Origin of the sequence: Paenibacillus sp. MAHUQ-63, from assembly GCF_028765165.1 — a bacterium.
In the GTDB taxonomy this organism is placed as follows: domain Bacteria; phylum Bacillota; class Bacilli; order Paenibacillales; family NBRC-103111; genus Paenibacillus_E.
Map to the genome: position 1 here is coordinate 1,858,608 of NZ_JARADB010000001.1, position 26,445 is coordinate 1,885,052.

Annotated in this window: 19 protein-coding genes; 4 read left to right on the top strand and 15 right to left on the bottom strand. The window is 53.2% G+C overall.

Annotated elements, in window-relative coordinates:
• Nucleotides 1–9: 9 nt before the first annotated feature.
• Entirely contained in the window at nt 10–1,296 is a 1,287-nt protein-coding gene (locus PUT07_RS08095) for an EAL domain-containing protein (protein WP_274467347.1), read from the bottom strand.
• A gap of 287 nt (nt 1,297–1,583) precedes the next feature.
• Here PUT07_RS08095 and PUT07_RS08100 point away from each other — a divergent pair, with 287 nt between their 5' ends.
• The 3 genes from PUT07_RS08100 (at nt 1,584) to PUT07_RS08110 (ending at nt 4,532) form a co-directional block, all read left to right on the top strand.
• Entirely contained in the window at nt 1,584–2,273 is a 690-nt protein-coding gene (locus PUT07_RS08100; RefSeq protein ID WP_338000746.1) for a response regulator transcription factor, read from the top strand.
• 285 nt (nt 2,274–2,558) lie between these two features.
• Complete coding sequence (locus tag PUT07_RS08105; RefSeq protein ID WP_274467349.1) at nt 2,559–3,389, top strand: hypothetical protein; 831 nt, start codon at nt 2,559–2,561, stop codon at nt 3,387–3,389.
• Between the two features lie 150 nt (nt 3,390–3,539).
• The gene (locus PUT07_RS08110) at nt 3,540–4,532 is read left to right on the top strand and encodes a zinc-binding dehydrogenase (protein ID WP_274467350.1); all 993 of its coding nucleotides are present in this window, start codon (nt 3,540–3,542) and stop codon (nt 4,530–4,532) included.
• A 13-nt stretch (nt 4,533–4,545) separates the two neighbouring features.
• Here the strand turns inward: PUT07_RS08110 and PUT07_RS08115 are convergent, their stop codons facing one another.
• The 9 genes from PUT07_RS08115 to PUT07_RS08150 form a co-directional block, all read right to left on the bottom strand.
• Complete coding sequence (locus PUT07_RS08115; RefSeq protein ID WP_274467351.1) at nt 4,546–6,213, bottom strand: ribonuclease J; 1,668 nt, start codon at nt 6,211–6,213, stop codon at nt 4,546–4,548.
• A 611-nt stretch (nt 6,214–6,824) separates the two neighbouring features.
• Nucleotides 6,825–7,538 (bottom strand): response regulator, encoded by a 714-nt coding sequence (locus PUT07_RS08120; RefSeq protein WP_274467352.1) that lies wholly within the window; start codon nt 7,536–7,538, stop codon nt 6,825–6,827.
• Nucleotides 7,486–9,075 (bottom strand): ATP-binding protein, encoded by a 1,590-nt coding sequence (locus PUT07_RS08125; RefSeq protein ID WP_274467353.1) that lies wholly within the window; start codon nt 9,073–9,075, stop codon nt 7,486–7,488. Before PUT07_RS08125 ends, PUT07_RS08120 begins: the two co-directional genes overlap by 53 nt.
• A 4-nt stretch (nt 9,076–9,079) precedes the next feature.
• Nucleotides 9,080–11,389, bottom strand: coding sequence for a histidine kinase (locus tag PUT07_RS08130; protein ID WP_274467354.1), 2,310 nt, complete (start codon nt 11,387–11,389; stop codon nt 9,080–9,082).
• Nucleotides 11,390–11,459: 70 nt separating this feature from the next.
• The gene (kdpC, locus tag PUT07_RS08135; protein ID WP_274467355.1) at nt 11,460–12,023 is read right to left on the bottom strand and encodes a potassium-transporting ATPase subunit KdpC; all 564 of its coding nucleotides are present in this window, start codon (nt 12,021–12,023) and stop codon (nt 11,460–11,462) included.
• 22 nt (nt 12,024–12,045) lie between these two features.
• Nucleotides 12,046–14,088, bottom strand: a complete 2,043-nt coding sequence (gene kdpB, locus PUT07_RS08140; RefSeq protein ID WP_274467507.1) for a potassium-transporting ATPase subunit KdpB — start codon at nt 14,086–14,088, stop codon at nt 12,046–12,048.
• Between the two features lie 36 nt (nt 14,089–14,124).
• Nucleotides 14,125–15,795 (bottom strand): potassium-transporting ATPase subunit KdpA, encoded by a 1,671-nt coding sequence (gene kdpA / locus PUT07_RS08145; protein WP_274467509.1) that lies wholly within the window; start codon nt 15,793–15,795, stop codon nt 14,125–14,127.
• A 35-nt stretch (nt 15,796–15,830) separates the two neighbouring features.
• A complete protein-coding gene (locus PUT07_RS35585; RefSeq protein WP_379239640.1) occupies nt 15,831–15,899 on the bottom strand; it encodes a potassium-transporting ATPase subunit F in 69 nt (22 codons plus the stop codon).
• 691 nt (nt 15,900–16,590) lie between these two features.
• Complete coding sequence (locus PUT07_RS08150) at nt 16,591–18,420, bottom strand: APC family permease (protein WP_274467356.1); 1,830 nt, start codon at nt 18,418–18,420, stop codon at nt 16,591–16,593.
• A gap of 156 nt (nt 18,421–18,576) precedes the next feature.
• Here PUT07_RS08150 and PUT07_RS08155 point away from each other — a divergent pair, with 156 nt between their 5' ends.
• Nucleotides 18,577–19,467, top strand: coding sequence for a helix-turn-helix transcriptional regulator (locus PUT07_RS08155; RefSeq protein ID WP_274467357.1), 891 nt, complete (start codon nt 18,577–18,579; stop codon nt 19,465–19,467).
• On the opposite strand, the gene PUT07_RS08160 is transcribed toward PUT07_RS08155, so the two are convergent.
• The 5 genes from PUT07_RS08160 to PUT07_RS08180 form a co-directional block, all read right to left on the bottom strand.
• Entirely contained in the window at nt 19,468–20,973 is a 1,506-nt protein-coding gene (locus PUT07_RS08160; protein ID WP_274467360.1) for a response regulator transcription factor, read from the bottom strand.
• Nucleotides 20,970–22,676 (bottom strand): cache domain-containing sensor histidine kinase, encoded by a 1,707-nt coding sequence (locus PUT07_RS08165; protein ID WP_274467361.1) that lies wholly within the window; start codon nt 22,674–22,676, stop codon nt 20,970–20,972. The genes PUT07_RS08160 and PUT07_RS08165 overlap by 4 nt, the downstream gene beginning before the upstream one ends.
• Nucleotides 22,677–22,724: 48 nt before the next feature.
• Nucleotides 22,725–23,543, bottom strand: a complete 819-nt coding sequence (locus tag PUT07_RS08170) for a carbohydrate ABC transporter permease (protein WP_274467363.1) — start codon at nt 23,541–23,543, stop codon at nt 22,725–22,727.
• Entirely contained in the window at nt 23,540–24,478 is a 939-nt protein-coding gene (locus tag PUT07_RS08175) for a carbohydrate ABC transporter permease (protein WP_274467364.1), read from the bottom strand. Before PUT07_RS08175 ends, PUT07_RS08170 begins: the two co-directional genes overlap by 4 nt.
• Before the next feature lie 68 nt (nt 24,479–24,546).
• A complete protein-coding gene (locus PUT07_RS08180) occupies nt 24,547–25,878 on the bottom strand; it encodes an ABC transporter substrate-binding protein (RefSeq protein ID WP_274467366.1) in 1,332 nt (443 codons plus the stop codon).
• Nucleotides 25,879–26,445 lie beyond the last annotated feature (567 nt).

Below are 26,445 nucleotides of genomic sequence, written 5' to 3' on the forward strand. Positions count from 1 at the left end.
TTGCCTACCCTATTTGTTGACTACGCGCGTATCCGTGTGCAGCAGCTCCTCGATATGATCCGCCTGTACCGGCTTGCTGAAATAATAGCCCTGCACGAACCGGCAGCCGCAATCCCGCAGCACCTGCAGCTCCTCCTCGCTCTCCAGCCCTTCGGCTACGACGAGCAGATTCAAATTCTTGGCCATCGTAATCACCGTATTCACGATAGCCGCATTCACCTGTCTGTGCTTCAAACCCTTAATGAAGGATTGATCGATCTTCAGCTTATCGATTGGGAAATCCTTCAAGTACCCGAGCGAGCTGTACCCGGTGCCGAAGTCATCCATCGCTACGTGTACGCCTAGCCCTTTCAGCTGACTGAGCGCATCTGCGGCCAACGTCACTTCCATGCTCATGCTCTCGGTAATTTCCAGTTCCAAATACTTCGGCTGCAAGCCCGTTTCCTCCAAAATCTTCTGGATCGTCACGCTTAATCCGCTGTCATTGAACTGGCGCCGGGATAAATTGACGGCTACGAACAGTTTCGGCAGGCCTGCATCCTGCCATTTCTTGTTCTGCGTGCAGGCCTCCCGGAGCACCCACTCCCCAATCTCATGAATCAGGCCGCTTTCTTCCGCCACCGGTATGAAATCGCAAGGCGGCACTTGCCCCAGCGATGGATTGCGCCAACGAATCAGACTCTCCAATCCCACGATCCGGTTCATATAGACATCCACAACAGGCTGGTACACCAGATAAAATTCCTGATTGGCGATCGCCTTGCGCAGATGGAACTCAATGTCCATCCGCTTCTGGAACTGCTGCCGCTTCACCTGCAGCGTGTCCGTAAGCGCAGCCTCCGCAATTCCAGCCGTATTGACCGGAGATTCATAGACGCCTTGAATGCCGTTCAGCACCGCCATTTTGCAGCGCTCCAAGAAGTAGGAGATCATCATTTCGTGCGAGGATGGCCCTACAAGCATATCTTTATGATAATAATCCGCAGCCCCCATCCGCATAGCTTGGACGGTCTGCATGGTACTTTCGGGTGTATGCGTGTTAAGCACAACGATTGGAATTGGACTATGATTCATAATAAGCTGAAGCGCCGTAAGACCGCCAAGATTGGGCATTGCCAGATCGATCACGGCTAAGTCCGGTCTCCCTGCCAACAGATCGTCCAGTGCGGCGTTGCCGTGCTTGGCGAGCCCGGTAACCCGGAACTGTTCATCCCGTTCGAAGACGGGGAGCAGGTTCTCTCTCAGTTCCACTGAGTCACTTACAATCAGGACTCCATACCTATCCATAAGACCCATTCCATTAACACCTCCTGCATGCAAATTTCCATAAAAGCCGTATTGTCTCTTATTGTAGCTTCCACTTATTAGGTTACTTACCTAAAAGGTATGATTTCTCAGCGGTTTTTCGCTAACATTTTACTAACAAATACCCGATAAAATATGTGTGTGAGCGGTTTACTCTTAATTTTCGACACCTTATAATAGAATTAATGAGTTAATTGTTAGGACTTAAGATCCCTCTGTTCATTCACAATTTAGAATTACAAATAAGCTTAGTCTGGGGGAGTTTATAATTGGACAGAGTGCTGTTAATTGAGGACGACGATATAATCGGTGAAATGGTCTGCATGTATCTGACGGAAGAAGGCTTCCTCGTCCAGAGAGCCCACAATGGTCAAGACGGCCTCGCAGCGCTGCAAGAATTTAACCCGGATCTGATTCTTCTGGATCTCATGCTTCCCGACTTCGAAGGAACGGACTTATGCAACTCTTTGCGCAGCTTGACACCCGTTCCGATCATTATCATCTCATCCAACTCCAAAGTCAGCGAGAAGATCGAGGCATTTACCGTCGGTGCCGATGACTATTTATGCAAGCCGTTTAGCATGCATGAGATGAAGGCCAGAATCCAGGCGCTCTTACGCCGGTTCAAGCAAACCCAACCGTCCGAAGACCAGCAGGCTCCTCAGCCTGTGACGGTGCCGCCCATGGATTTGAACATCAATTTGGAGAAAAGAACGCTCTACGTACGCGGCGAATCCGTCGATATGACGTTCTCCGAATTCGAACTGATGCGGCTGCTGTACGAGCATCCCGAACGCGTTTACCGCCGGGAGGACTTGATCAATGCCTTGCGCGGCTTCGACTCTTACGTCAACGATCGCGCCATTGATGTACATATTACGAACCTGCGAAGGAAAATTGAAGTCAACCCCAAAGAGCCCAAATATATCAAAACCGTTTGGGGTGTAGGCTATAAATTTGTTCTATAAAATAACGACCCGGTCCTTTCTTGGAACGGGTCTTTTTTTGCGTTCCGCCCCCTCCTAATCAGCTGCCCGATGTCGGAAATACTTACATTTTGTTGGAATTTCTTTTATCGGAACTTATCCTAATTTTTAGCAAAAACTGGTTGACACAGGAAACATTTATCATATATGATTGGACTTCTGAGAGCCTTTATTTTACAGGAGAATGCCAATTATACAGCATCTAGCAAACTAACATGGATTCACAGACGCGTAAACCATGACAAAGGAACAAACGGGTGAAATCTTATGCATAGTGATAAATTAATTTTGGATCTGGGCAGTCACAGCGCCAAAGTATTCAGGAAGTCAGATGAGGGAATTGAGCAAATCGATGTTCTTACGTGGGAACTGCTAGAGAGCGAGGTTTGTCTGCCGGCGATTGAGAACCAGATCAAATCGCTGTTGTCCAGCCAAGGCTCCATGCCGGACGGGGACTTGCAAGGCCACGTCGAGGCGATCGGGACCGATGCGATGCGGAGGTCGCCGCAGTTGTGCGAGCATATGGAGGAAATATGCAGAAATCTCCGCATCGCTTACCGGACGATCTCCCAGAAGGAAGAAGCCGAGCTGCTGCGCAAAGCGATAGCCGAATCCGATATCCCCAGCCATCTCGACGTCATCCACGCCGGAAGCGGCAGCATCCAGATTATTACGCATGAGTGCGAGGCTCCCTATCTGATCCCCTTCGGGATTTCCGATTTGAATCAGCAATTCAACTTGCTCTGCCCCCCGCACCAGAGGCAAATAACCACATGCATCAAATGGCTATCCTCCCGCTTCCCCGCTACGTTAGGCCCATTTGCATATACCGGCGGCGAGAAGACTTACCTGAAGCATTTCCAGATCGAGCTGGAACAAGACTTATACTGCCTGAGAAGCGACTTCACCTTATTCACCAAGCAGCTGGCCATGCTGGATCTCGGCTCGCTTGAAGCGAACTCTCCCTTCGATCCCAACTGGATGCGCGGCGCCATCGCCTCGAATTGCATTGTGCTTGCCGGCCTGATCAAATCGGGCACCGCCAAATTCATGCCCTCCGACCTGAATATCGCCCATGGCTTTATGAAGCAATTATAATTTCATGCAAAAGGGTGCCTCGAAGGCACCCACTTAATCAAATCTTTATGCAAATTTGATGTTAGCCATTATTCCCACCCAATCACCCTGTATTATATAATACAGTGAACATTAGTAAACATTTCATCTAGGACGGGTGGGTCATTACGTATGTCGAAAATGATGAAAGCCGCGCTGATCAAGCAGTACAGCGGGGTTTCGGGGATAGAATTCGGCGAAACGCCGATTCCGGCAATCGGAAACAATGAAGTCCTCATTAAAGTGCATGCAGCTTCCATTAATCCTGCGGACTTATTATTTCTTTCCGGCAATTACGGCATAAAGCGGGCACTCCCTTCGGTTGGAGGCATGGAAGGCTGCGGAACGGTCATTGCAACCGGCAGCAGTCTTGTCGCCCGTATGCTGAAAGGAAAGCGCGTAGCCTTCGTTTCGGAAGTGTACGGCTCTTGGAGTGAGTATACCAAAGCCAGCGCCATGACCTGCATGGTTCTGCCGGACCACGTGTCGGACGAGCAGGGCGCGGTCTTCTTCGTAAATCCCGCGAGTGCCCTGGCCATGGTGAAGATCGCCAAGCAGCACAGATCCAAGGCGATCGTACAGACAGCCGGCGCCAGCGCGCTTGGCCGAATACTCGTGAAGCTCGCCAAAGCGCATAACCTCGCCGTCATCAGTGTAGTTCGCAAAAGTGAGCATGAGCAGCTATTGCGAGAAATCGGCGGGCTGCATATCGTGAACAGCGCCGCCCCAGCCTTCGAGGAGACGCTGCGGCGCAAGACCCACGAGCTCGGAGCTACCGTCTGTTTCGATGCCGTAGGCGGAGACTTGACGGGTACCGTGCTCTCGGCGCTCCCGGATGGCTCCACGCTGTTCCAATACGGCCTGCTAGGCGGCCATACGACAACCATTAACGCCAACGATCTCGTTTTCCGCCGGAAGCAGATCACGGGCTTCTGGGCTTCCGATTGGGTGAAGACCCAATCGATCTTCGAACTGCTCTCCCTGCAGGGCTCGATGAAGAAATCCGTCGGATCGCACATCCAGACGGAAATCTCCCAAACGTTCAAGCTCCCGCAAACGGTGGATGCGATCCATCAGTATGCAGCTAATATGACTTCGGGCAAAGTGCTGATCTTGCCTGTTTAATATATCCGCAAGGCTAAAACTCCGTAATGATGGTGAGGATGACGGGTCTTCGGCCCGTTTTCTCATAGAAGAAACGCCCCAATACTTCCTTCACGTTAATTTTCAGCACATTCCATTGATTCATTTGCTCGGCCTGCATTCTGTTGACCGTATCTGCCGCCAGGATGCTTGCTTGGTCAATGAGATCCTCGGACTCGCGCACATATACGAACCCTCTGGAGATGATGTCCGGTCCTGACAAAATTTTGCCATCCGCCTTGCTCAGCAAAAGAACTACAATGAGGATCCCTTCCTCCGACAGCTGCTTCCGGTCCCTTAGAACGATGTTCCCGACATCTCCCAAGCCGTCGACCAACGTATTGCCCGCGGTGACTTTGCGGGTTTGGACCGCCGTCTCCCCCTGGATATCCACGACATCCCCATTATTCAGAATGAAAATATTGTCCGGCTCGACCCCGACCGATTCCGCCAGAATGCGATGCTGGTGCAGCATGCGGTATTCGCCGTGGATCGGAATGAAATATTTGGGCTTCATCAGCGTCAGCATGAGCTTCAGCTCTTCTTGACTGCCGTGGCCGGAGACGTGCATCCCTGTCGACGAGCTGGATCCGTAGATCACTTCTGCGCCCAGACTGAACAAATTATCGATCGTCTTGGAGACATTGCGTTCGTTGCCGGGAATCGGCGAAGAGGAGAGAATAACCGTGTCCCCCCGTTGAATCTCGACATTGCGGTAGTTGGAACGGGATAACCGGGAAAGGGCGGCCATCGGCTCCCCTTGACTGCCCGTGCACAGAATGGCAATACGGTCGGAAGACAGGTTGCCCGCCTCTGCCGCATCCACCAGCATGCCCTCCGGCACATTCAAGTAGCCGAGCTCCGAAGCCACCTTCACGACATTCACCATGCTGCGTCCCAGCAGCGCCAGCTTGCGGCCCGTCGCCGAGGCGGCGTCCACAACTTGCTGGAGCCGGTGCACATTAGACGCGAAGGTGGCGATGAACACTTTTTGCTTCGCTCTATGGAATGCTTCTTCGATATGTTTGCCTACATGGCTTTCGGAAGGCGTGTACCCTGGCCGCTCGGCATTCGTACTCTCCGATAGAAGGAGCGTGACGCCCTTCGAACCGATATCGGCCATTTTGTGGATGTCCGGGTATTGATGATTGACAGGGGTGAGATCGAACTTGAAGTCCCCCGTATGAACGACAGTGCCTGCTGGCGTACGGAACACGACCCCCAAACAATCCGGAATACTGTGATTCGTCTTGAAAAAGGTGGATGTGATGCTGCCCAGCGTCAAGCTCGAATCGGACGTAATCTCGTTCAGCTGAGTGCCGGCCAGCAGCCCGGACTCTTTGAGCTTTCCTTCGATCAGACCCAGCGTCAGCCTGGTCGCATAGATGGGCATATTCAATTGTCTGCGAATATAAGGGATGCCGCCAATGTGGTCCTCGTGCCCGTGAGTCACGATTAACGCTCTGACGTTCTCGCTGTTCTCGAGCAAATACGTAATATCAGGAACGATAAGATCGATGCCGAGCAAGGTTTCGTCCGGAAATTTGGAGCCGCAATCGATTACGACGATATCGTTTCCATGCTGGACGACGTACATATTTTTGCCAATTTCGTTAATGCCGCCTAAAGAGAAGACCGATAATTGCTGATCCTGCTTGTTCAAAATCTTTTACCCCCTATGTGACATTCTGCTTTGTCTTAATTTTCCGCGGATGGCAGCTCCCTATGCAAACGATCGTGATCTTTCTGGATCGCTGACGGTGAGGAACTTAACGGTTGCGAGCAGAGTTCTTTAGGATTGGAAGGCTAGCCTGTTAGGGGGGGGGGTGGGAAAATCCCGCGCATGATGTCGGAGCTGGGGCGATTAGGGGAGTACTGCGTAGGGGGCGACGGTGCTGGAGCGATTAGGAAGATCCCGAAGGAGGCGACGTATCTGGTGCGATTAGGAGAATCCGCTCAGAGGTGACGGAGCTGATGTTTAGGAGAGTCCCGCAGGAGGCGGCGGTGCTGGTGCTATTAGGAGGATCCTGCGCAGGAGGTACGCGTAACTGGAATTTCTCCCTTTATTTCGGCGTAATAGCACTCCTGCTGAGGTGATAACTGGATTTTCTCCAGCTAATTCCATGAAAATTGTCCATATTTGTTTTGCATCCGGAGTTTTAACGGGAGAAATTCCCGTTATTCGCTCCACGAGCCAATTGAACGCTGAAATAACAGGAGTTTTTCCATTTATGACAAATGGAGTGCGTGGGAGGCTGAGCAGCTCGAACTTGCCTACTCCTGATATGCAAAACGGTAGCCGATCCCCGGCTCCGTAAGAATGTATTGCGGCCTTGTCGAATCCGCTTCGATTTTCTTCCGCAAATGGCCGACATATACGCGCAAATATTGGCTGTCGGACTCATACTGGGAACCGCCCCACACCTGCTTGAGCAGCTGGCGGTGCGTCATGACGCGGCCCGCGTTCAACGCCAGCACTTTGAGCAAATCGTACTCCGTCGGGGTCAGCTTCAGCTTCTCCCCTTGCAGCTCAACCGTCCGGTGCGCCAGATCAATGACGAGCTGACCATGCCGCAGTACCGGTTCATCCTGCGTCTTGGCGGTATGCCGCAGCGCAACACGCATGCGGGCCATGAACTCGCCCATGCCGAACGGCTTCGTCACATAATCGTCCGCCCCTTGATCCAATGCAGCGACTTTATCCTGCTCCTGATCCTTGGCCGTCAAAATAATAATCGGGACCTTCGACCACTCCCGAATGTGAGCCAGCACCTCCATCCCCGTCATATCGGGCAATCCAAGGTCGAGGACGATCAGGTCTGGACGCACCATCGTCGCCTGCAGCATCCCTTCGTGCCCGGTTGCCGCTTCCGCCGCTTCATAACCGTGTGCATTAAGGGTGACCCGAAGCAGTTTACGGATTTGCGCTTCATCGTCAATAATTAATATTTTCGCCCCTGTAGGTGTCCTCTCCATCTGCATCTCCATCTCTATCTTCACCCCTCTCTCTTAAAGGAACATGCAGAGGCAAGCTTATACGAACCGCCGTCCCCTTGGGCTCGTTAGGCTTTGCGGCTATCTGTCCGCCGTGAGCTTCTACAATGCTTTTACAGATCGCGAGCCCCAAGCCCGTACCTGGGATATGCTTCGTCAGCTGCCCTCTGTAGAACTTCTCGAACAGCCGTTCGCCATCGCCAGGTGCAAGGCCTATCCCCTCATCCTTCACATATAAGTGAAGCATATCCCGGTCGAACTCCGCCTCCATACGGATTTCGCTGCCTTCCGGCGAATATTTGATGGCATTGCTGATCACATTGATCAGCACTTGCTCCATCAGTACATCATCCAGCGGGAGCGATGGCAGATCCGGCGCCAGCCGGACACTTACCTTCCGGCTCTGCAGCGCATCCTTCAACTGGGTGAGCGCAACCCCGATCAGATCGTCGATGCCGCTCCATGTCCGGTTCAGCCGAAGCATGCCGCTTTCGATCCTGACCATGCCCAGCAAGTTGCCTACGAGCCTGTTCATGCGGGTCGAGCCCTCCCGGATCGTCAGCAGCAGCTCGCGCTTGTCTTCAGGGCTGAACACGGCATCGCCCTCCAGCAAGCCGGTCACCGACCCGATAATCGCGGCGAGCGGTGTTCGCAGCTCATGCGATAGCGAATCGAGCAGCGCGGTGCGCAGCTTCTCCGATTCCGCCGTAAGCTGCGCGACCTTCGCTTCATTGGCCAGCTTGACGCGGGACAGCGCGACAGCCGCCAAATCGGCATGCGCCTCAATGGTCCGGATCAGCTCCGGCATGCCGGACTGGCTGTACGTCCGTGCATCGACAGCCAACACGCCGTGCGCCTGCTTGCCGGTAAGCAGCGGGACATGGAGATGGGTGGCTTCCCGCAAGGACGACGTGCCCCGGCCGGCCAGCGTATGATGTCTGTACACCCATGCAGCGATAGACACCTGCGACTCCTCTTGGGCGTCGTCCCAACCTTCCTCGGAGCATGCCTCCATCCGCAGCTCACCTTGTTCATTCGGCAGAAAAATCGCTGCCTTCACCTCCAACGTGTCCGACACATGCTGCACGAGCTGCTTCAGGAGGACATCGACGTCCGAGATTGCCGTCATCTTGCGGCTCAGCTCATAGAGCGCGGCGGTGCTGGCCTCCCTCATTTGGGCCTGATGGAATTGGCTGCGCAGCCTGGAAGCCAAGCTTGCCGTTAAGGCCGCAACGGAAATATAAACAAGGAAGGATAGCAAATACCGCAAATCGGCAACCGACAAGCTGAAAACCGGGGGAACGAACAAGAAATCGAAAGCCAGCACACCGGCCGATGCCGCGAAGAAAGACGGGCCTCTTCCCCAGCGCACCGCACTGAACAGGACCGGTAGTAAATAGAGCAGAGCGATATTGACCAAACCCACCATTGCACTGAATATATGCATGCATAAGGTTAGCACTGCAATAAACAGAGCCGTCACGCCATAGGATTGCCAGCTAACCGGAATTTCCGTTGGTTTATTCATCATGTCCTCATTTTACCTTATTTCCTGCGGTTTGCCATATATCGTAATCCGCTACGATGAGCACATCCATATGGCTCGTTAAAGGGAGCAGCCTTCGAACCGTTGTATCCTTCCAAACGATAATCTGCGTCGCCGCCGCCTTGCCGGCCAATTCTGCGAATACGCGCGGCACTTGCTTGCGGCTTCCCGCTTCCGTATAAGAGAAATGGCCGCCCAGCGTGACGGTTAGTCTCCTCAGCTTCTCCATCTTATCGGTGTCCAGTCGAAGCCCGTCTGCCGGACCCGGATCAATGAAACAGACGTGCCAAGCCGCTTTCAGCCGGTGCGCAATCCGAAAGCCCCGGCGGATCAAGCGGTCAGCCTGGGCGAGCTCCGTCACGCCTACGCAGATCACTTCCTTGCGGCGCCACGGTCCGCGGAGCGAGCTTTTACGTTCCATCGACTCCAAGCGTTCGTCGACATCATCGGCAATTTCCCGCAGGGCGAGCTCGCGCAGGGCGATCAAGTTGCCTATTTTGAAGAAATGGCCCAGCGCCTGCTCCACTTTCGCCATCGCATAGATCTTACCCTCCCGCATGCGCTGCCGCAGCGCCTCGGGAGCAACATCGATGAGCTGCACCTCATCGGCGGCCCGCAGCAGACTGTCCGGCACCGTCTCCCGCACGCGGATCCCCGTGATCTGCTCTACGGCGTCGTTCAAGCTCTCCAGGTGCTGCACATTCAGCGTCGCAATTACCGAGATGCCCGCCTCCAAAATATCCAACACATCCTCATACCGCTTCTTATGCTTGCTCCCGGGAACATTCGTATGTGCCAATTCATCGACCAAGACGACCTCGGGTCTTAACCGAATGATCGCCTCCGTGTCCATTTCCTCCAGCCTCACGCCTTGATAATACAGCTTCGCCCGGGGAATTGTCTCCAGCTCGCCAATCTGCTGGATCGTTTCATGGCGTCCATGCGTTTCCAGCAGCCCGATCTTCACGTCGATCCCTTTCTTCAGCAGATCGTCGCCTTCCCGCAGCATCGTATATGTTTTGCCGACGCCGGGGGCGGCACCGATATACACCTTGAAGCGTCCGCGGCTGATCTTCTCAATCTTCGCCTCCACTTCCTGCCTGCTGAGACGCTTATACTTATGGGGCTCCTTCACCGCCTGGATATGGGCCGGCAGAATCCGCTCCCCTTCCATAGATGCCCGATCCGCCACCAGAAATAAGTCGATCGTCTTCGTTCTCCGCAGCAAGCCGTTAATGACGGAACCCTGCCACAATGTTTGCCATCGGGTTTGCTTCGAGTGGCCGAGCACGATGCGCGTCACTTTATGCAGGGTGGCATAGTCCACCAAAATTCGCGGGATGCACCGGCGAAAGAGCAAGGGCAGCTCCTCGAAGGTGCCGCCGACTTTCTCCACCAGCTTCATGATGGATTTGCGAAAAGCGGCCGCTTCTTTCGTTAACAGCTTATTCTTGTAGCGTAACGTAACGACAAGAAGCTCGCCGTTCAAGCGTTTGGCAATTTGCTGTCCCCGGCGAACATAGATCGAGCCGTTCCAGTGATATTGCGTCGTGACCATGATCCGCTCCGTCACTCCGGAGGGACCGGAGAAGCCCATCTGATCGCGGTGTTCTTCGAGCGAGTCGTTCACATCTTCGGCTACCAGGCGCAGCGCCAGCTCTCGCAGCACGCCCAGATTGCCGCGTTTGAAGACTCCCTCGTCCTGACGGCCCTTGAGATGCCCCTCCGCCAACCGGCTCAGGATCGTCTCCGGGGTCGCGTCGATCAGGCGCACCTCATCGGCCAGCTCCAGAGTGTCCGAAGGCACGCAATGGGGGACTTCAATCCCCGTTAATTTATGCGCGACATCCTTCGCCTCCTCCAATTCGTAGACATTCACTGTCGTAATGACGCTTATGCCTTGGGAGAGGAGGAACTTAATGTCTTCCAGCCTTGTCGGAAAGCGCGCGTCCGGGCGGTTCCGATGCGCCAGGCCGTCCGTGAGGACAACCTCCGGATTTCGAATCACCAAGGCTTCGACATTCAAATCCTTCTGCTCCACGTCCCCCCGGAACCAATGAATACTTGGAACCCGCTCCAAGTCACCCAACTGTTCCATCGTTTCCGGCCGCTGCAGCGTTGAGACTGCACAGATCACGACGTCGATGCCCTGTTTCTTGAGGTTCTGTCCATCCCGAAGCATGTGGTACGTTTTCCCCGATCCGCTGACAGCCCCCATATATATTTTCAAGGAACCGCGGTGCAATTTGGAGATGGATAATAAAATCTCCTCCGGCGTTTTCCGTTTGAAGTTATCCACAGGTATTCTTCTCCTCTGCCCTTGAATGCGCAGAAACCACTCACCATGGAAGGAGAGCGGCGCCTGCCTCTTACATTTTCACCTGCTTCAGCAATTCCATATTCAATTCGGTCACGTTGACCCTCGGCTCCCCGAATACGCCGAGCTGGCGCCCTTTCGTCAGCCGGTCGACCAACTCGTTCAGCTGACGCTCACCGATCCCCGTCTCCTTGCTGATGCGAGGCACCTGTGCTTTCGCTCCTTCCGGCGACAGATCCGGGTCGAAGCCGGAGCCCGATACCGTCACAAGCTCTGCCGGAATATCGGTAAGCGCGGGATTCTCCTTCTTCCAGGCTTCAACCTTCTCCGCCATAGCCGCAGCATAGTCGCTTGAAGCCACGGCCATATTGGAGCCGGACGAAGCCGCCGGGTTATAACCGGCTGCCGATGCCCTCGGATGGAACAGCTTCGGCGATGCAAACCCTTGCGCGAGCAGCTCCGATCCGGCGACGGTGCCGCCAGCTTCCACCAAGCTGCCGTTCGCTTGTTTGGGAAACAACAGCTGCGCAACGCCTGTCGTCACGAGCGGATAAATCAGCCCGCAGACGACCATTAGCAGTACCGATATACGAATAGCAATCCCAACCGATTTCATATCATGATCTCCTCGTTCCTCTTTATACGATATTTAGACCGTACAGCACCCAATCGATGATCTTGATGCCGATGAACGGTACAATGACACCGCCGAGTCCGTAAAGCAAGACGTTCCGCGATAACAGCTTGTTGGCCGACATCGCTCTGTATTTCACGCCTCTCATTGCGATTGGAATGAGCAGCGGAATGATGATGGCATTGAAGATCAGCGCCGACAAAATGGCCGATTCCGGAGATGCCAATTGCATAATATTGAGCGCTTGCAGCTGCGGCATGGCCAGAATGAACATCGCCGGGATGATGGCGAAGTATTTGGCGATATCATTGGCAATCGAGAACGTCGTCAATGCACCGCGCGTGATCAGCAGCTGTTTGCCGATAGAGATTACCGACAACAGCTTGGTCGGATCGGAATCCAGATCGATCATGTTCGCCGCTTCTTTGGCCGCCATCGTCCCTGAATTCATGGCCAGTCCTACATCCGCTTGCGCCAACGCCGGCGCGTCGTTCGTACCGTCTCCGGTCATCGCGACTAGCTTGCCTTCCTGCTGCTCCTTCTTGATCGCCGCAATTTTGTCCTCCGGTTTCGCCTCGGCAATGAACTCGTCTACACCGGCTTCGAGCGCAATCGTCGCTGCCGTCAGCGGATTATCGCCCGTACACATGACTGTCTTGATACCCATGGCACGCAGTTCGGCGAATCGCTCCTTAAGTCCTGGTTTGACTGTGTCCTTGAGATAAATGACGCCATAAATGCGTCCTCCTACAGCGACTGCCAACGGCGTACCTCCGGCTTTGGCAATCCGGTTGGAGCTGCTTTCCAAATCGGCAGGGACTTTACCGCCAAGTGCCGTCACATATTTCTGGATGGCGTCCACGGCACCTTTGCGAATGGCTGTACCGTCCGCCAAATTAAGACCGGACATCCGCGTATCGGCCGTGAACTCCACCACTTGTGCGGCTTCGTAGTCGCCGGCCTGCCAGGTCGTGCCCAGCTTGTTCGCCAACTCCACGATCGAGCGGCCCTCGGGCGTTTCATCCTTGACAGAAGCTTGCAGCGCTGCGAAAATCAACTCTTTGACGGGCACGCCCTGCACCGGCACGAATTCTGCGGCCATTCGATTCCCGAAGGTGATCGTACCCGTTTTATCGAGAATCATCGTATCGATGTCGCCTGCCGCTTCAACGGCCTTCCCCGACATCGCCAGCACGTTGAACTGCGTGACCCGGTCCATCCCCGCGATCCCGATCGCCGACAAGAGTCCCCCGATCGTCGTCGGTATGAGACAGACAAGCAGAGCGATTAAGGTGGAAATCTCCAATTTCACACCCAAATACTGCGCGATCGGCACCATCGTCACAATAACGATCAGGAAAATCAACGTCAACACCGCAAGGAGCGTGGTCAGTGCTATCTCATTCGGCGTCTTCTGCCGTTTGGCGCCTTCGACAAGCGCGATCATCCGATCCAGAAACGACTCGCCGGGGTCCGTCGTTACCTTAATCACAATGTAATCGGAAGCTATCCGCGTCCCGCCCGTTACGGAGGAGAAATCGCCTCCCGCTTCCTTAATGACCGGCGCGGATTCGCCCGTAATGGCGGACTCGTCAATCGAGGCCAAGCCCTCGACGATTTCCCCGTCGGAAGGGATGATCTCGCCAACCTCGATACGTACAATGTCTCCCTTGCGCAGAGAAGTCGAGGACACTTCCTGGAACGTGCCGTCCTTCCCAACCAGCCTAGCTTTCGTATCCGACTTCGTTTTCCGCAGCGTATCCGCCTGCGCTTTGCCCCGGCCTTCGGCCAGCGCTTCCGCGAAATTCGCGAACAGCAACGTGAAGAGCAGAATCAGGAACACGGCGGCATTATAACCGCGTCCTACCTCTGTTGCGCCTAGCAGATCCGGAGCCAGAGTCAGCAGCAGCGCAATGACCGTGCCGATCTCTACGACGAACATGACCGGATTTTTCATCATCACCCATGGATGTAATTTCTTGAATGCGTCCAAGACCGCTTGACTCAGCATCTCTTTGGACATCGTTTTGTTGCGTTCCGCAGCCATAGCCATAGTAATCCTCCCTCTCTATCCCGTCTATCCTTAGCGCGCCGCCAGATGTTCAGCGATCGGCCCAAGTGCCAGCGCCGGGAAGAACGTTAGAGCACCGATAACTAAAATAATCATGATCATAATCCCCATAAATAAAGGCGTGTTCGTACGAAGGGTTCCTGTCGTAACCGGAACAATCCGTTTCGTTGCCAGAGATCCTGCGATAGCTAACATGACGATGATGGACATATAGCGCCCGAACAGCATGACCATCCCGATCCCCAAGTTGTAAAAATTCGTATTCGCTGTCAGACCGCCAAAGGCAGAGCCGTTATTCGCCGCGCCGGACGTAAAAGCGTAGAGCACTTCGCCCAATCCGTGCAGCCCCTGGTTAGCGATCGAATGCACCGATTCCGGCCGGGACAGCGCCCATGCAGTCGGAGCCAATATAATGAGCGGATGGATCAGAATCGCGATGGCCGCCAGCTTGATTTCTTTGCCCTCGATCTTCTTGCCCAGAAACTCCGGTGTCCGGCCAACCATCAATCCGCAGATGAAGACGGATAATATCACATACAGCAGGCCGTTCAATAGCCCGACGCCCTTGCCGCCAAACACGTTATTCAGCATCATTTCGGCAAAAGGCGCAATACTGCCGAGCGGAGTGAGCGATTCGTGCATCGCATTGACGCTCCCCGTCGTAGCTGCCGTCGTTACAGCGGCGAACAGCGCCGTCTGGGACAGGCCGAAACGAACTTCCTTGCCTTCCATATTCCCGTGTACGCCCATAGCGTCAATGGCGGCAATGCCTTTGTACTCCGCATAAAACACCGTTGTCAGCATCACCAGGAAAATGATGCCCATCGCTGCAAACAGCGTCCAGCCCTGTTTCTTATTCTTAATCATGAGACCGAAGGCATACACCAGCGATGTAGGCAGCAGCAGCATGCAGACAATGTGGATCAGGTTCGTTACCGGGGTCGGATTCTCATAAGGATGCGCAGCATTCGTTCCGAACCAACCACCACCGTTCGTCCCGATGTGCTTGATCGATTCCAGCGAGGCAACGAGACCGCGCGTAATCGTCTGCTGGGCGCCTTCCAGCGTCGTAGCCTGCACCGCTCCTTGCAGCGTCTGCGGAATACCTTGGAACACAAGCACTAAGGCAACGATGAAGCTGAGCGGCAAAAAGACGCGAGTGATCGCCCTCGTCATATCTACATAGAAATTGCCTAGATCGTCCTGACGGCCTACGAGACCGCGAATGAAGGCTATTGCTACGGCAAAGCCGGTTGCCGCCGACGTAAACATCGGGAACGTGATCGCCACCATTTGTGAGAAATAGCTAAGTGTGTTTTCACCGCTGTAGGCCTGCCAGTTCGTATTCGTAATAAAAGAAACAGCCGTATTAAAAGCAAGAGCCGGCGGCATATTATCAATGCCGTCCGGGTTCAGCGGCAGGTACTTTTGAAGCCGGAATACCGCATAGACGGCAACGAGCATCACAAAATTGACTAACAGTACGGCTCCTACATACTTCTTCCAGCCCATCGCCTCATCTTCCCGAACGCCGGCCAGCCGGTAACCGATTCGTTCAATCGGGCCAAACAGACGGTCAAGAGCGGTCTTCTCCCGTCCAAATACTTTTACCAAGTAACTGCCCATCGGCTTCACCAAGATCATGACGATCCCGAGTGTTATGACAACTTGCAACAATCCCATACCCATAGTAGGTTCTCCCCCTGCTTATCCAAGCTCTAAAACTTCTCCGGCTTCACCAAGACAAAGCCCAGATAGATCATGACGGCGACGGCAACTACACCCATAACGATCACCTATAACGCCTCCTTTGCGGTGCTTACGCTTTGTCACAGTATTTGAAAAATCCCCAAAATCCCAGAAACGTTAATGCCATTAATAAAATCATCGTGACATCGTTGTACATCGCAACGTCGCACCTCCTTCAGCATCAGCCGAAATCTCTGTTCTTACTTGCACCCAGGGAGGACAGGAGAAACTTCACTTATGAATTTCTTCCCAGCTTTGGTCGGTGCCGCATAAACGTTCATCGCTTCCTTTCCTGACTCATTGTAAGTCCGATTCCTATAAAAAGGGGGTAAAGAATCCCCGCCGCCGTATAAAAAAAGTATAAAAATGTTCTGGACATGCAAAAAAGCGCCTCCCCCACTCTGCTTCGAGTGGATGAAGACACTTTGCTGCGCTCTTTTACCAGCTAACTATTAAGATGAGGCCCCGCGTCCCCGCCTGGCTAACGGACACAGCGGACCCTATTCCGGCCGTTTCCGCCGCTTTGAAAATCTAACGGACACCAGAGCCGCTATTTGCTCATTTCCGGCGAATTTCGCCAGAAATTCAGCAAATAAGAGCTGTGGTGTCCGTTAGATCGCATTTCGCGCCGTTTTTCGCGGCATTAACGGCCGTGGTGTCCGTTAGACGCCGTACGTGCGCCCATCTGCTCGCCGCCTGCGCCTCTTGCGCGCGCAGCCCGAGCGCGGGCTATTTTTTCAAATGATACGGCACCGTCGTCACAATCAGATCCTTCCGATACAGCAGAAACGCCCGAATCAGCAGGCTGGATTGGTTGTGAAGAATGTTATGCCAATTCTTCTTCGGGATGAACTGCGGGATCAGCACCGTCACCCGATAGTTCGACTCCATCGCTTTATGCTCAACGGTGTCAATAAACTTCGTCAACGGCTGGATGATGCTGCGGTAGTGCGAATGCAGCGTCACCAAGCGGATCTCCGGCTGCCACTTCAACCATTTCTCCTCGAACTGCTTCTCCGTCTCCCGGTCGAAAGCCACATACACTGCAATAATCTGCTGCGGCGGCAGCAAGGATTTGGCATAGTTGAGCGAATTCTCGACCACATGCGTGATTCCCGCGACAGGCACAACCATAATGTTGCCGTCGATCGGCAGCGCAGGCTCGCAGGTCGTGATCCGCAGCTGCTCCCCAACCGCTTCATAGTGCTTCTTGATTCTGTGGAAGATGTACACAATGAGCGGCAGGAAGATGAAGACCGGCCAGACCTGCCCGAGCTTCGTAATGAAGAAGATAAGCATAACCGTGAAGCTGATTAGTGCGCCGACCAGATTGATCGTCAATTTCACGATCCATTTCTCCGGCTTCTCGCGCACCCATTTCACCAGCATCCCTGTTTGGGCCAGTGTGAAAGGGATGAACACGCCCACCGCATACAGCGGGATCAGATGCTCCGTCCGGCCTTTGAACGCAATAATCAGAATGATCGAGGTGATCGCCAGAAAAATAATGCCGTTCGAATAACCCAACCGATCGCCGCGAATGGTGAACATTCTGGCGATATATTTATCCTTGGCCAAGTTAACGGCGAGCAGCGGAAAGGCCGAATACCCCGTATTCGCGGCAAGGACCAGAATCATGGCCGTCGTGCCCTGAATGAAGTAATACATGAAATTCCGGCCGAACGTCTTGGAGGCAATCTGGGAGACAACGGTTTCCTCCGCTTTCGGCGCAATGCCGTAGGCAAACGCCAAATATACGATGCCGGCGAACAAGATGGCAAGCAGCAGCCCCATGGCCGCCAAGGTTTTGGAGGCGTTGCGCGGACCGGGGTCCTTGAAATTCGGGATCGCGTTCGAGATCGCCTCCACACCGGTTAGAGCGGAGCTGCCGGAAGCGAAAGCCTTCAGCAGCAGGAACAGCGTAATCCCGGCCACAGGCGTCCCCATAGTTACAGGCACCTCCGGCGAGATCGAGCCGGTCGACAATTTATATAGACCGACACCGATCAAAATAAACAGCGCCAAAATAAATAAATAGACCGGATACGCCAGAATCGATGCGGATTCCGTAATACCTCTGAGGTTTAGGATGGTGATGCCGATCACGAGCAGGGTTGCAATGTCCACATTGTACGGGTGCAAACTTGGAAAGGCCGACGTAATCGCGTCGGTGCCCGCCGAGATGCTGACCGCAACCGTGAGGATATAGTCCACGAGCAGAGAGCCCCCTGCCAACAACCCGGCATTGACGCCCAGGTTTTGCTTAGATACGACATAGGCGCCGCCGCCATGAGGATAGGAGTAAATGATTTGCCGATAAGACAAAATTAAAGCTAATAACAGAATCAATACGCCTACACCGATCGGTACCGAGTACCAGAGCGCCGCAGCGCCGACCGTAATCAGGACAATCAAAATTTGTTCGGGTCCGTAGGCGACGGAAGAGAGCGCATCGGAAGACAGTATCGCTAGCGCTTTGGTTTTATTCAGCTTCTGCTCTCCCAGCTCGGCTGACTTCAATGGCTGACCGATCAAAAAGCGTTTCAAGGCTGACAGCATGATCCCACCACCTGTTGTTGGAGTTCTCCCTTAAATTACCCTGTCATCCCATAAAAGAACCAAAAAAGTTATGCCAAACTTCTACAAAAGCCGACCGCATCCTGTGATAAAATGGAAATGAAGCTGACTTAGTCTACCCGTTGGATGGTGATGACCATGACCGTTACATCTCCGATTCGGCATACGGCTTTTCGCGAACTAGCGCCAAGCGTCCATTGGGCGCAATTGCATCAGAGAACGCCGCAGTTCAAATGGGCGCGGCGCATTTATGATTTTCAGTTCCTCTACGTGATCCAAGGCGAACTCCGGGCAACACTGATGGGGACGACGATACCGGTCCCCGCGGGGCACTTGTTGTTCCTGCCTGCGGGTATCTTTCACAGCATCGAGGTGTTATCGGCGCCGCACGCACATCTGCTGGGCATTCATTTCGATTTCTTCAGCGACCTGCGGTTGAAGCAGAACGATATTGTCGTCGATGAGAGCAACCTCCACCCGGACTGTTTCTGCGCAATGCCGTACGTCGACGGCACAGCCTTGTTCCCAGAGCACTATGCCGTCATGCTGCCTCCTAGCATTGTTTCGCTTATGGAAGCAACCATCCACGAAATGACCGAGCAACGGCAGGGCTATGAAATGGTGTGCAAAGGGCTCATGCTGCAAATGCTCACCCTGCTCATTCGGCATCAAGCCGAAACGAACCGCACGCTCCACCCCAAATACGAAGAAAGCTTACTGCATCTAGCCCATGAACTCCAAACGAGTTACCGAAAAAAGTGGACCAATGGTGAAATGGCCGCTTTCATCAATGTTCATGAAGACTATATGAGTAAGCTTTTTAAGGATATGCTGGGCATGAGCCCTAATAAGTACCTGCAATCGGTCCGGCACCAACAGGCAAAGAGACTGCTTCGGGAAACCGATGATAAAATCGAACGAATCGCGATGGAAATCGGCTATGACGACTTCCACTACTTCAGCCGCGTGTTCAAGAAGTGGGAAGGCATGTCGGCGCAGCAGTACCGCAAATTCTCACAAATCATTTGATTAGGCATGGCTTTTGCGGTAATCGGACGGATAGCTGGAGCAGTTCTCCACGAACAATTTGGTAAAATGCCGCGTGCTGTAGTAGCCGACCTTCTCGGCGATTTGCTTCACTTGCAAATTCGTATTGAGGAGCAGCTCCTTCGCCTTCAGCATGCGGATGTTCGTTAAATATTTGACGAACGGGGTGCCTGTTTTTTTGTTGAACAGCATGCTTAAATAGTTGGCCGAGACATTGAGCTGCTGGGCGATCGAGCCGATACCGATATCATCCATGTAATGCTGCTCCAGATAGCGGATGACCTGATCGATGAGGTCGGCCGCAACCGGCTCCCTTGTCTTGTTCTCCCGGAGCTTGCTCTCGCCCATCAGGCGAAGCTCCCTAATCAGTTCGCTCTCTGGCAGCGGCCCGGCCTGGGAATTCCCCACTCCCAGCGCCTGGCGGATAAACAGCTGAACGGCTTCCTTCACAAGCTCGCCTCCAGCTCCTCTCTTGCCCGTTTGCAGCACGCCCTCCAGCTCGTTCACCGCCGTTTGGTAATGCAAGTAAGCTCTGAAATGCAGATGCTGCTTCATCGCGCAGAGGAGCTGGCTGATTCTCACGTTGTCCGCAACGCCGGCCTCCGCCTCCAGCTCCCCGTACCCGATCCGGCGCCCGATGCCCCTCACCGCCCGCAGGCAGCTCCACTCGCCAAGCTGTCCCAGCTGCGCATTCAGTTGATCGAATCCCCGGCACTCGTTCGTTTGCATCACGGTTACTGCCCAGTCTTCCCGCCGGTGCTGTTGAGCAATCCCGGCCAGCTCCTCAAAAAATTGCTTCACCGGTTCTCCGCTGTCCGCGCCTTTGGCCGGATCCCATGACCCGATGGCTGCGCATTCGCCGTCAGGCAGCGACACAATGGCATAATTGATCCCATAGACGAGGCTGCCCGCCATCCGCGCACGGAGATCGTCATAGAAGGCGCATGTCATGTCCGACAAGGACTTCCCGGTCAGCGTTGTGTCGAACATGCAGACGGCCCCGATGAACCACCCCTGCACATAGACGCTATCCAGCTCCTCATATCGTAAACTTGTCAAGCCGTTGCATAGAGCGAATAAATTGTTTTCGAATTGCTGATTATGCATTTGAATGAATTCCTGATTATGTTTGGCCGTGTTCGTCAGCGCCCGCTCCAGATCCGAAGGATTCAAGGGCTTCAGCAAATAATCGGAAGCTCCCAACTGCAGTGCTTCCTGTGCGTAAGCAAAGTCGGAAAATCCGCTCAGAATGATCCATTTCGTGTACGGGGAGATGATTTTGCCCAGACGCATAGCCTCCAGCCCGTTCATCCGGGGCATTCGGATATCAATGATCGCTGCGGTCGGCTTATGTTCTTTGACCAATTCGAGGAGTTCCTCCCCATTGGCTCCCTCGCCGACAATTTGCCAGGAGGATTCCACATCCTGCACCATACTGCGAATGCTCGCCCGAATCAAATTCTCATCGTCCGCTATGATCAATTTCATCCTCGTCTCACATCCTTTACAGGTATTAGGATCTGAACGCTCGTCCCTTCATCCTTGGCGCTCCGGACAGCCATCGATGCCCCCTCGAAGGACAGCTGCAGCCGCTCTCTCACATTCCGGATCCCAAGGCCCTCCTGCACCTCGCTCACATCGTACCCTACCCCATTATCGCGGATAAGAATGGATAACTCTTCGTCTTCCCCGCCGTCCATAGGTTGAAGACGGATCTCCATGTGCAGCTCGCAGCTGTGATCGCAAGGCTCAATTCCGTGAATGATCGCATTCTCGATGATCGGCTGCAGCAGCAGCTTCGGGATCATGATGGTCAGCGCATCCGGATCGCAGGACAGGTGCACCTGAATTTTGTCCGCGAAACGAACCTGCTGCAGTCCGCAGTACTTGTTAATAAAATCGATTTCCTCCTGCAGCTGCGCCCAATCGTTATGCTCCAGGGTGTAACGCAGCATTCCGCTCAGCGAGAGAATCGCCCGCTCCAACTGCATGCTCTGCCCCGTCCGGTTGAGACCGATGAAGCCGTTCAAGGTATTGTACAGAAAGTGCGGCTGAATCTGCGACTGCAAGGCCCGGTATTCCGCGTTCCGCTTGCCCAGCACGGCTTTGTATTCCCGGTCGATCAGCTCCCCGAGCTTAGAGATCATCGTATTCAGATTGACGCCCAGCTGGGAAATTTCATCGTTGCCCTTAACCCGGTACCGGGTATCCATATCCCCGCGCTGCACGCGCTTCATCACTTGAATCATCCGCTTGAAGGGCGTAACGATCCAGTGCGACACGGTAAAATACAAAATCAATGCGATCAACAGGCCGCTGGCTGCAAAAGCGAACCCGATCCAATACACGCGCTGCAAATGCGCTTGGATGAATGCTTCCGGCGACAGGATCGCAATCACCCAGTTAGCGCGAGAGATCTGCTCGCGGACGACCGAATACGATTCCTTCGCATCCGTGACGGTCTTGCTTCCGAATGCAAGCTGCTGCAGCATGTCCGTCGAAATCGCATGATTCGCATAGATCAATTGCTGGTTATCGTCAAGGATGACCACCTTCGCGTCATTGCTCAGCCGGATGCCTTTCATCATTTGATCCAAGAGGTCGGTGTCCGCATCCGCCATGATAATGCCCAGGGGGCGGCTGGAATCTGGGTCCTTGATCAAACGCGCGACGGAGAAGACCTCGCTATCCGCGTTATTCAAATAGTCCTGTTTGTGAACGCCGGTGAACGCCACATTCCCGTCCGCCCGCACCGCCTTGATATACCAGTCCTGCTTGGCGAAGGGAAAGCCTTTCACCGCCTGATCCGAGTAGCTGCCCGGCGGTGTAATATAAACGGAACCATCCATCGGCAGCAGAATGGTTCCCAATATGTCTTTGCGCATATTTTTCAAATAGTTGGGGAGTGTCTTATTCAGCACCTCTTCCGCCTCGTACTGCTCATAGGGGGTGAGGAGCTGCCATTGTGAGGTTGATTTCAGCTTCAAAGCCAGCATGACTTCATTGTTCAAATAAGGGGTGACCGTCATTCGTTCCAAATCGTCCAAGTACGTTTGGATATCGAACGTAAGAGCAGTTAAAGTCCCCTCAAGCAGAGAGGACTCTTGTTCTTTGATCAAATCGAGATAATAAGAAGGCAGTTTCACGACAATACCGACAATCGGAATAACAATCGTGATGAAGAAGAGCAAGGATAACCGGAATCGAATCGATTGTCTGATGGTATCATCCTCCTAGCGTTATCCTTTGATGGCGCCGGAAGCCAGTCCTGAGACAAAGTAGCGCTGCAAAAATAAATAAACAATCGTCATCGGAATCGCGCCCATGAAAGAACCCGCGGCCACCCAGCCCACGTTGCTCGTATACTGGCCGAAGAACGTTGAGAGCGCTACCGTAATGGTTCTCATTTCCGGCTTCTGCAAGAAGAAAATCGAGAATTGATAGTCGTTCCACACCGCAACGCCGGACAAAATAATGACAGTCGCGGTGACAGGCTTAAGCAGCGGCAGGATCACGGTGAAAAAAAGCTGAAAGCGCCCTGCCCCGTCCATCATCGCCGCTTCGTCCAAATCCCGCGGTATGGTGGAGATGAAGCCGGTGTACAAGAAAATAGTCATTGGCAGATTGAACGTAATGAACAATAAAATAATGCCCCAGTATTGATTCATGCCGCCAATATCTACCATAAATTTATACAAGGGAACCAAAATAGTCAATGGGGGAACGATTAACGCCGAAACGAAAACGGCATAGATGAACTTGTTCCAGCTCGTTTGGCGCCGGGCAAGCGGATAAGCCGCAATGGCGCCGACGATGACGATCAGCACGATGGAGATGACGGTTACGATGAAGTTGCTCCGGAATGCCTCCGCCAAATGCGCCTCCTTCCAAGCATCCCGGAAATTGTCGAGATACAAGTAACCGGGAAACATCCATTTGGAGCTTAGGTCGTCGAATGCTTTGAGCGAGGTCGTAATCAAAATATAGAACGGTAAAATATGAATCAAGCAGATGAGGAGGGAGACGAACGTTAACAGGCTTTTCCGTTTGTTTTTCATGCGTTAACCTCCCTCTTCCTGAGAAACAACAGCGCTGAAATGCTGACGATGGAAATCATGATGAACATCAAGATCCCGATCGTCGCCGCATAACCGGCATCCTCACGCCCGAAGTAAAGCAGATACATAATCGAAGATAATGAAGCCGATGCATAACCCGGACCGCTGTTCGTCAACGCGACGATGACGTCGAACAGCTTGAGACCGCCGATCAGATTCAATACCATGGAGACGGTAAAAGCAGGCGCAATCAGCGGCCATGTCACATGAGCGAATCGCTGCAGGGGGCCCGCTCCGTCAATCGTCGCAGCCTCATAGTAGTCCCGGGGGATGGATTGCAGGCCGGCCAAATAGAGTACCATCGCAATCCCCAAATACTGGTACGTATTCACAAATGTAATAATCCACACGTTGAGCTTGGGATCCCCCAGCAAGTTCGACGGCTCGTTGTGGAACAACAAAATAATGTCATTGATGGCTCCGCCCTGAAACTGGAAGAAGAAGTACCAGATATATCCCATAATTAAGGACGAGATGATAACCGGCAAATAAATGACCGTGCGGACAAGTCCTCGGGTTCGAATGTTCATATTCAAAAATAAAGCGTACAGCAGCCCGATAACGTTCTGAAACACAGCGCTGCCGATACCGTATATGGCCGTATTGCCGATGACCTTAATAATTTCCGGATCCGTGAACATGCGCTTGTAGTTGGTGAAGCCGATCCATTTGTAATCCTGATTGTAGCCATCCCAGTTCGTAAACGAAATTTTGACCCCTTTGAAAAACGGATAGAAAATGAAAATAATAAACAAGATCAGCGCCGGAATGTAGAGCAAATTCAGCAGAGCTCCGCTGCGCACGAGGCGGTTCCAAGCCGTTTCCGATTTCTTCCGGGTACCGGTCTGTACAAGTGCGGTCCTTGATTCAGCCATAAGATCACCTTCCTCCTTCATATAAAAGAGAGAAAGGAGGGCAGCTGTCACCCTCCTTCTGTCAGCTATTACTGATTGCGCAGACGCAAGTATTCGGATTTCATTTTATCGGAGAATTGCTGAGGCGTAACGGTTCCGGCGAGCAGGGCGACGCCTGTTTTGCACATGACGTCCCACATGCCGTTCGGTAGGTAGACCCGGTCGAAATAAGGGAATACGCGAATATTCTCGAATTGTTTGTAGTACTCGGAGAATTCATGCTTGGATTCGATGTTCTTCAGTCCGGCCGGAAGCTTGGTGGCGTTGGCGATTTTGGACATGTTCTCCGGCTTGGCGAAGAAAGCGATCAGCTTCTTGGATTCGGCCAAATGCTTGCCGTCCTTCCAGGCGCCCATCGTGTAGCGCTCGCCGCCGGAGAAGGATTGGCTGTCGCCATCGACCATGGAGGTCAGCGGAGCTATACCGATTTTCGCATTTTTATTGTATTTGTACACTTCGTCCGCGAAGGAAGGCGCCCCGAATACGAAAGCCACTTTGCCCTGCGCAAACAGCTGCGGCATGTCGCTGTATTTGGCGGTCAGCACATCCTTGTTGATATACCCCTTCTTGTTCATATCCTGGAGTTTCTGAGCAAGCGGCGTCCATTTGTTCCAATCGAAGGTCCCGTCAAGCAGCGTTTTGGCATCGTTCGTCGCCGGCGAGATGAACATCGAGGTGGCGTACAGATCGGAGAAGCCGCCGATCATTCCGTTATCCACACCTGACATGAAGAAAGGCGTGACGGCGCCATTGCTGGATGTCTTGATTTTCTCGGCTGCCGCCATCAGTTCGTCGAACGTTTTGGGCGGAGTAATGCTGTATTTCTCAAGAATCTCGGCATTGTAGGAAATGCCGTCTTTGGCTTCGCTCATGACAAGCGCTTCGACCTTGCCGTCTTTGTCGGTGACGACGGGCTTGATCGTGTCGGTCATATCCTTAGCCCATGGCTCATTGCGCAAATCGGCCAAGTACTTGCCATATCGGATAATCGCCCAACCATGCGTATCGAAGACGTCCGGCAAATCGTTTGCCGCCATTTTGACCTTTAGGATATTCTCGTATTCTGCGCCGGGAAATTGGAATTCAACAGCGATGTTCGGGTTCTCCTTCGTGAAATCGGCTGCAATCCCCTTCATCATTTCCTGATTGGGCAGCTCGGAGATCGTGCTGTAAACCGTCAGCTTGATTTTATCCCCGCTCGGTTTGGCATCTGGGGTACTGGCTGCCGTCGTCGTTGTCGGTTTCGTAGTCGCCGCCGGACTGTCGGTCGATGTCCCGGAGCTTGGCCGGCTGGAGCAGCCCATGAAGACGACTGACACCGTGAGCATCATGGCAGCGACGCTTAAAAATGTTTTTTTCATTTTTACGAATCCTCCCTTTGCATGTTTGAGTGATGACCCTGCATGTCTTCTGTTCGTAACAGAATGTATCACAAGTTAATCATATCAAATTTGGTTGCGCTTACAAGTGTACTAAATCTACAATGGAAGCGCTTTTTTTTATGGAGCTTATAGCAAAAAGCCCAACCTCAAGGGAGCGAGGGTTGAGCTATATGTTATTTATTCAGCGATTCCGCTGCCTGTCTCCTGATCCTAACCACTTGCACCTGCCTTCCGCTTGCACCCGCTCTCGATCATTTGACTTCATTCACCATCATAATCCTCATTCCCGCTCACCCTCACTGCGTTTCCTCCCAGTCCAACCCACTTGCGCCCATTTGTCTGCGATAACTGGAAAAACTCCCGTTAATTCAATGCCCAAATGGCCGGCCGAGAAGAATAACAGGAATATCTCCAGCTAAAATGGCGGTTGATGGGGAAAATACGGCATTTTCTATCAAAATAACACGATATTTTCCAGTTATCACGCCGGTATGAGCATCATTAGGAAGAAATAGAAGGAGAAATTCCAGTTAATCCAGCCCTGAC

What these genes read in the sequence shown, in the direction of transcription:
- PUT07_RS08110 (WP_274467350.1), top strand. Translation starts at nt 3,540, where the DNA reads ATGTCGAAAATGATGAAAGCCGCGCTGATCAAGCAGTACAGCGGGGTT.
- PUT07_RS08180 (WP_274467366.1), bottom strand. Translation starts at nt 25,878, where the DNA reads ATGAAAAAAACATTTTTAAGCGTCGCTGCCATGATGCTCACGGTGTCA.
- PUT07_RS08105 (WP_274467349.1), top strand. Translation starts at nt 2,559, where the DNA reads ATGCATAGTGATAAATTAATTTTGGATCTGGGCAGTCACAGCGCCAAA.
- kdpB (WP_274467507.1), bottom strand. Translation starts at nt 14,088, where the DNA reads ATGGCTGCGGAACGCAACAAAACGATGTCCAAAGAGATGCTGAGTCAA.
- PUT07_RS08150 (WP_274467356.1), bottom strand. Translation starts at nt 18,420, where the DNA reads ATGCTGTCAGCCTTGAAACGCTTTTTGATCGGTCAGCCATTGAAGTCA.
- PUT07_RS08120 (WP_274467352.1), bottom strand. Translation starts at nt 7,538, where the DNA reads ATGGAGATGCAGATGGAGAGGACACCTACAGGGGCGAAAATATTAATT.
- PUT07_RS08155 (WP_274467357.1), top strand. Translation starts at nt 18,577, where the DNA reads ATGACCGTTACATCTCCGATTCGGCATACGGCTTTTCGCGAACTAGCG.
- PUT07_RS08175 (WP_274467364.1), bottom strand. Translation starts at nt 24,478, where the DNA reads ATGGCTGAATCAAGGACCGCACTTGTACAGACCGGTACCCGGAAGAAA.
- kdpA (WP_274467509.1), bottom strand. Translation starts at nt 15,795, where the DNA reads ATGGGATTGTTGCAAGTTGTCATAACACTCGGGATCGTCATGATCTTG.
- kdpC (WP_274467355.1), bottom strand. Translation starts at nt 12,023, where the DNA reads ATGAAATCGGTTGGGATTGCTATTCGTATATCGGTACTGCTAATGGTC.
- PUT07_RS08170 (WP_274467363.1), bottom strand. Translation starts at nt 23,543, where the DNA reads ATGAAAAACAAACGGAAAAGCCTGTTAACGTTCGTCTCCCTCCTCATC.
- PUT07_RS08160 (WP_274467360.1), bottom strand. Translation starts at nt 20,973, where the DNA reads ATGAAATTGATCATAGCGGACGATGAGAATTTGATTCGGGCGAGCATT.
- PUT07_RS08125 (WP_274467353.1), bottom strand. Translation starts at nt 9,075, where the DNA reads ATGATGAATAAACCAACGGAAATTCCGGTTAGCTGGCAATCCTATGGC.
- PUT07_RS08095 (WP_274467347.1), bottom strand. Translation starts at nt 1,296, where the DNA reads ATGGGTCTTATGGATAGGTATGGAGTCCTGATTGTAAGTGACTCAGTG.